Here is a 6,086-nt window from a genome sequence, read left to right on the forward strand (position 1 = left end):
GGTTATCTCATCAACCGAATTTATTATAGAGCCAAAATTTTTTGGTTTTTTACCAAGATAAAAACCGAAAGCTACGATAATCATTGCTTCCGGTTTATCAAAATTATGATTTTTTATCTGAATCTTGCGCTTGTGTATCTTCAGTTGACTGTACGTCATCTTCTTTTGTTTCTTGCGTTGTCGGTGATTTACCTTGGTTGAATGAACGACGCTCTTCAAAGTTCATGCGTCGTTGATTCACAGCACTCGGACGATTTTTACGTGCTTCTTTCGCACGACGTTTTCTTTCTTTTTTCTCACGTTTACGTGCTGCTTTCTCTTCAGCTGTTTCACCTTTACGCGGTTCAACATCACGATATTTTACTTCTTCAGGCTCATCAGAAGGTTCTTGCATACGCGCTTGTTCACGCTCATATGCATCTTGCTCTTGTTGTTCTCTGACTTCTTCTTCTGATTTTTGTTTATATTTCGCCTGACGTGATAAGAATTCAGGTTCACTTTCATCTTCACGTCTTGTGATTGGTTCTTCAGATTGTACAGGTTCTTCTGTATCTTCTGTTTGATGTGTCTCTTGTACTCTGTCTTTTTTCGGTACATATGGTTTCACATCATCTTCTTCGTCATCATACTCATCACGTTTTTCATAAGAAGGTTCATAACGTGGTGTTCTCTCGTCTTCTGGATAGCCATGTGGACGTCTTACAGGTTCACGGTCATATCTATCATAATCATCATAACCGCCCTCATATGGTACATAACCACCGCCATAACGTGGTACAGTTTCTATTCTATCTTTACGCGCAAACATCATAATTGCGACGATGAAGAATAGTACTGGTATAACGATTGTTGCGAGTAGTAACACTAAAGGCAATGTAATGATAGATGCAACTAAGAAGAGAATTCCAGATAACACTCGGATATTCATAGAAATGAGTGCTAAGAATGAAATTAATAAACAGACAATTAAATAAACAATGACGGCCCAAATACCGTTTTGAAGCCAAATCACAAATTGTGTTGTATTTAAACTGTTATTTGCGAGCACTTGTTGTGCTAAATCATTATTGTTGATTGACTGTTCAAGATTTTGAATTGATGTATTGTTGCTGAATGACACAAGCGCAATAAACATAGTAATTACTGTTAATAACAATAATCCAATCCAGTTCAGCCAACCTAAGACTTTTTCTGCCACTCTGCTGACTGGACGTTTTATTTGTGTATATTGTGGTTCTTCAGACATCATTAACACTCCCTACTCTACTTACTAATCAAAATATTATTGTAATGACATTTTGAAATTCAAAAAATGCTCATTATAATCATTTAAAATATCTTTACCCAAATCTTTATAGACTTCAAGCCTACTTTGTGTTTCTTTTGAAGGATAAAACCTTTGATCATTTTTAATTTCTTTTGGTAAACGCTTTTTAGCCGCTTCATTCGGCGTCGCATAACCGACCCATTCAGTATTTTGCTTACTATTTTTTGGGTCTAACAAGAAATTAATAAACTGATACGCACCTGCTTGGTTTTGTGCTGTTTTTGGGATTACCATCGTATCGAACCACAAGTTAGAGCCTTCTTTTGGGACGACATAGTCAAATTCAGGATTCTCTTGTACAATCGGTGCTGCAGTACCGCTCCATACGACTACGATATTCGCTTCGTGTTGTTCTAACATCATCGTTACTTCATCACCGACAATCCCTTTGACTTGAGGGGCTAAATGCGCTAAATCCGCTTCCGCTTCATCTAAACGTTTCGGATTCGTTTCATTTAAGCTGTAGCCGAGTTTATTCAAACTTAAGCCCATCACTTCCCTCGCACCATCCACTAATATGATATCATTTTTAAACTTCGGATTATATAAACTTCTCCAACTTGAAAAATCATCATGTGGATAGGCGTCTTTATTATAAAGTATACCCACTGTACCGAAGAAGTAAGGTATAGAATAACGATTATGTTTATCATAATCCATATTCATGTAATTTTTATCTAAATATTTCATGTTTGGCAGCTTACTATGATCTAGAGGAACTAATAAATCATCCTTTTTCATCTTTTGAACCGTATATTCACTTGGAAATGCGACATCATAATGCGTACCGCCATTACGAATTTTTGCTTCCATCGCTTCGTTTGAATCAAACGTTTCATAAATCACTTGAATGCCAGTTTCTTTCTCAAACTTATCGATTAACTCTGGGTCGATATATTCTCCCCAGTTATACACATAAAGTTTCTTGCCTGATGCTTGATGTGCTTCACTGCCATACCATTTACTGATCCCTAAACAAATGACTCCTATCACCAGTGCACCGATAATCAATTGTAAAAATCGCTTCATCGCAGTACACCTCGTTTCAAGGACAAGCGGCGTTTTGTATAATGCTGAATCATATAGTATCCGATAATACCAATGATGATAACGCCAAAGATTAACGTTGAAATCGCATTGATTTCCATACTAATACCTTTACGTGCCATCGCATAAATTTCTACTGATAACACACTAAAACCGTTACCTGTCACAAAGAAGCTGACAGTAAAGTCGTCTAATGAGTAAGTCAATGCCATAAAGAAACCAGCCATAATCGCAGGCATCAAATTCGGAATCATGACACGATTTAAAATCTGCCATTCTGTTGCGCCTAAATCTCTCGCAGCCACAAACATATTTTGATTCATATCATAAAGTTGCGGCAACACAATAATGACTACAATCGGAATACAAAACGCAATATGCGAAATTAATACCGTCCAAAAACCGAGCCCCATTCCTGTAAAATGACCGATAGCAGTAAACATAATTAAGAATGACGCTCCGATTACGACATCAGAAGAGACCAATAACACATTATTTAACGTCATAAATGTCAATTTCAAACGTTTCTGACGTAAATGATACAGCGCAATAGCACCAAACGTACCAATTACAGTAGACACGGCTGCAGCTAATAATGCCACCGCAATCGTATTGAATAAGATAGCCATTAAACGATCATCTTGAAATAAACTTTGATAATGTTCTAACGTGAAGCCTTCAAAATGAATCATATTACCGCCTGAATTAAAGGAATATACCATTAAGAAGATAATCGGTACATATAAGCCGATGACTAATAACCAAAGATAGACTTTGCCATACCATGTCATGATCTGCGTCCTCCTTCGTTGCCTGATTTCGTGATGACTAACACGAACGCCATAAATAAGATTAAAACAATCGCAATGGTTGAACCCATGCCGTAGTTTTGAATCACTAAGAATTGTTCTTCAATAGATGTCCCGATATTAATCACTTTGTTACCCGCGATTAAACGCGTAATCATGAACAGTGACAAAGATGGAATAAACGTGACTTGAATTCCAGAGAGTACGCCTTCTTTCGTCAAAGGTAAAATGACTTTTAAAAACGTCGTCCAACGATTGGCACCGAGGTCTGTAGACGCTTGAATTAAATTCTCAGGAATCGTCTTCATGCTATTGAAAATCGGTAAAATCATAAATGGGATATAAATATAACTCGCAACGATAATAAACGCAGACGCAGTAAATAATAGTTCCATATGAGGAAGATGCATCACATTTAATATTTGATTGATAATACCATCATGACTCAAAATCCCGATAAATGCATACGTCTTGAGAAGTAAATTAATCCACGTCGGAATAATTAATATTAAAATCCACATGTTTTGATGTACAGATTGACGAATAAAATAGGCTGCTGGATAACTGATAATCAATGTGACGAGCGTAATGATGGCCGCATATAGAATAGAAATCCCCATCATTTTGACATAACGCATACTTAAAATCTGTTGATAGTTCGTCAAACTGAAATGGCCTTGATTATCTAAAAATGAGAAATATACTAATAAAATTACTGGAATGATAATAAAACCTACCATCCAAATCATATAAGGAACCATTAAGTATTTATTTAATTTTGTCATCGTTTAGTCCTCATAACTTTCAATACGTTTATCAAATTCCGCTTCTGTTTCACCTGGCACCATGATATGAATCGCATCTGGTTCAAAATACAAACCGACTGTATCTCCAACCTTCGCTTTCTTTGTCGTTTGAATCATCCATTCATAACCTTCTTGGTCCTGACATGTGACTTCATAATGCACACCTCTAAACAAGGTAGACTTCACAACTGCTTTAAATAAACCTTGAGTTTGATTTGTAATTAAAATATCTTCAGGACGAATGACTGCTTCGATTTTAGTCCCTTCAGGAATTCCCATATCCACACATTCAATTTCTTTATCATAAATATTTACTAAACGATCTCGCACCATCGTACCTTCTATAATATTAGATTCACCGATAAAGTCAGCCACAAAGCGATTGACCGGTTCATCATAAATATTAATCGGTGTATCAAATTGTTGGATTTTACCTGCTTTGATAACCGCAATATAATCACTTAAGGCTAGTGCTTCTTCTTGATCATGTGTGACAAAGATAAATGTGATGCCTAAACGTTTTTGAAGTGCACGTAACTCATACTGCATTTCTGTACGCAACTTTAAATCTAAGGCAGATAGAGATTCATCTAACAATAAGATCTTAGGTTCATTCACAATGGCACGCGCAATCGCCACACGTTGTTTTTGTCCACCACTCATTTCATCAATCGTACGTTGCTCATAACCTTCTAATTTTACGAGCTTCAACGCTTCAGCCACTTTCGCTTTAATCGCTTTGTTTGATAGTTTTTTCAATTTCAAACCAAAAGCAATGTTTTCATACACATTTAAATGTGGGAATAACGCATAATCTTGGAAGACTGTGTTTACTTGACGTTTATTAGCTGGAATTCCATTGATATTACGGTTTCCGTATAATACGTCTCCTGAATCTGCTTGTTCAAAACCTGCAATAATTTTTAAAATGGTTGTTTTACCACATCCCGAAGGACCTAGTAAGGTATAAAATTTTCCTTCTTCGAAATCAATAGAGATATCGTCTAAGATGGTTTTGCCATCGTATTGTTTACTCACTCCTAATAACGATAATAGCGACATATGTTCTTTCCTCCTATAAGTACGATGCAGTAACCACCATCATGGCTTTCGTTTCTGTATCAGTTTGATTAGACAACTGATGTTTATCATGTGCTTTAAAATAAAGCGCATCTCCTGCTTTGGCATGATAGACATGTTCTCCAAGTGTTAAAGTCAGTTCTCCTTCTAAACAATATATGAATGTATCTGAATCAGAAGGTTTAAAATTTTTATATGCAGTATGCGGATGTAATTGAATAAATAACGGTTCCATTTCAAATTCATTCGAACGGGCAATCGGCCACGTTAAAATATAACCTTCATCATATTCGTCATAGACCGTTTGTTCATCCTTTGGATACAACACCTTCTCAACTTCTTTTTCTTTAAAAAAAGTCTCTGGTGATGTTCCGAGCACTTCTAATAATTGTAGAAAGGTTTCCATACTTGGTGAGGATTGTCCGCTTTCTATTTGTGAAATATAGCCTTTAGATAAATCTGTCCGCTCTGCTAATTCTTCTTGTGTCAGCTGTTTGATTTTACGTAAATTACGTAATTTCAATCCAATATTCATGAATGACCTCACTCTCTTGCTTAAAAAATGACATAAAAAAAGCACAGTTCTGTTTAGTATTAGTAAACTTTAAGTTTAACGCTTACTAAAAATAACAGAACTGCACCTGATTTACAATATAATTTTAATCATTTGCACTAAATTTTTTAGTTTCAGTTTCGTTTTTGATACGTTTGATCGCACGATAGCTATTATAGCCGCTGCCTTTTTCAAAATCATCTAAGATATTCTTCTCATCTGCTTTACCTGGAACGACCTTTTTAAAGTTGCGATAAGCATTCATAAAGTCATCTCTGTCGACTTGACGTTCATAATAATCTTCAACACGATTAAAGAAATGAATCACATCTATCATTTCTTCTTGAGACCAATCGACATCAATAGGATATTGATATTCCATATATATTCCTCCTATCTATTTGATTTCAGCCATATTATAACATGTATGATAAAAAAAGGCTCTATAATAAATTCGGTTGATG

The 6,086-nt window shown here is 35.7% G+C and carries 7 protein-coding genes; all 7 read right to left on the reverse strand.

The genetic code is table 11. From position 1 onward, the window contains the following. Nucleotides 1–103 precede the first annotated feature (103 nt). A complete protein-coding gene (gene auxB, locus HMPREF3270_RS08460) occupies nt 104–1,249 on the reverse strand; it encodes a lipoteichoic acid stability factor AuxB (RefSeq protein ID WP_371099758.1) in 1,146 nt (381 codons plus the stop codon). Nucleotides 1,250–1,282: 33 nt separating this feature from the next. Then, the gene (locus tag HMPREF3270_RS08465; protein ID WP_070848552.1) at nt 1,283–2,356 is read right to left on the reverse strand and encodes an ABC transporter substrate-binding protein; all 1,074 of its coding nucleotides are present in this window, start codon (nt 2,354–2,356) and stop codon (nt 1,283–1,285) included. Beyond that, a complete protein-coding gene (locus HMPREF3270_RS08470) occupies nt 2,353–3,165 on the reverse strand; it encodes an ABC transporter permease (protein ID WP_070848551.1) in 813 nt (270 codons plus the stop codon). Before HMPREF3270_RS08470 ends, HMPREF3270_RS08465 begins: the two co-directional genes overlap by 4 nt. Further along, entirely contained in the window at nt 3,162–3,968 is an 807-nt protein-coding gene (locus HMPREF3270_RS08475) for an ABC transporter permease (RefSeq protein WP_070848550.1), read from the reverse strand. The genes HMPREF3270_RS08470 and HMPREF3270_RS08475 overlap by 4 nt, the downstream gene beginning before the upstream one ends. Before the next feature lie 3 nt (nt 3,969–3,971). Beyond that, the gene (locus HMPREF3270_RS08480) at nt 3,972–5,051 is read right to left on the reverse strand and encodes an ABC transporter ATP-binding protein (RefSeq protein ID WP_070848549.1); all 1,080 of its coding nucleotides are present in this window, start codon (nt 5,049–5,051) and stop codon (nt 3,972–3,974) included. Between the two features lie 13 nt (nt 5,052–5,064). Further along, on the reverse strand, nt 5,065–5,604 hold the full coding sequence (locus HMPREF3270_RS08485) for a helix-turn-helix domain-containing protein (protein ID WP_070848548.1): 540 nt from the start codon (nt 5,602–5,604) through the stop codon (nt 5,065–5,067). A 124-nt stretch (nt 5,605–5,728) separates the two neighbouring features. Then, entirely contained in the window at nt 5,729–6,004 is a 276-nt protein-coding gene (locus tag HMPREF3270_RS08490) for a UPF0223 family protein (RefSeq protein WP_002480527.1), read from the reverse strand. Nucleotides 6,005–6,086: the final 82 nt, after the last annotated feature.

The sequence above is a fragment of the Staphylococcus sp. HMSC65H10 genome (assembly GCF_001839185.1).
Taxonomy (GTDB): domain Bacteria; phylum Bacillota; class Bacilli; order Staphylococcales; family Staphylococcaceae; genus Staphylococcus; species Staphylococcus simulans.